Origin of the sequence: Devosia psychrophila (assembly GCF_000971275.1) — a bacterium.
GTDB lineage: Bacteria > Pseudomonadota > Alphaproteobacteria > Rhizobiales > Devosiaceae > Devosia > Devosia psychrophila.
The window spans coordinates 1-623 of record NZ_LAPV01000052.1 but is presented as its reverse complement, the minus strand read 5'-3'; the positions used below and the strand labels follow the sequence as shown (position 1 = coordinate 623).

Genomic DNA, 623 nt, shown 5'->3' with positions numbered 1-623 from the left:
CCTCCTCGAACCTATCGGCAATATCCCGCCAGCGGAAGCTGAGGCAAACTTCTACGCGGCACTGGAACAAACGGCCATGGCCGCATAACTTATACCAAACAGCCTCCGGAATTCCCGGCGCGGTTCAACTAACCTTCAGATATAAATCCACGGTATAGATCCCTCGACCCTCCTGCATCCGTTGCAGAAGGAATATAGGTGGCCGACTTTTAAGCCGCCCGAAGCGGGACTATCCCGCCGCTACCGTGGACTAATTTTGCACCGCCGCTCTCACCAGAGCCTGGGCCGTTAATACGGTCTCTCGTAGGCCTCGAACGCGCTGCGGTAGCGGAAGCCTTCAGCAAGTTCATCGCCCAGACGTCTGGCAGTGCCGATCAAATCGAGTTCGTCGATCTAGGTCCTGTTGACAAAGTACGGTATCCATATCCTCACAGCGGCTAAGGCGAGGAAGGCCGCGAAGGATTTCGCGGTCTTGTCGAAGCGTGTTGCGATGCGGCGGAACTGCTTGAGCCTGTTGAACATGCGTTCGATGCGGTTGCGGTCCTTGTATGCCTTGAAGTCGCATGGGGGCGGGTTCTTGCGGTTGGCTTTGGGTGGGATCACCGGAACAATGCCGCTCAACA

1 protein-coding gene is annotated in these 623 nt (G+C 56.7%); it reads right to left on the bottom strand.

The features are described from left to right. Positions 1-393: 393 nt before the first annotated feature. Positions 394-623 (bottom strand): IS5/IS1182 family transposase (locus tag WH91_RS04295; protein WP_046169027.1); only part of this gene is annotated, 230 nt, incomplete at its 5' end.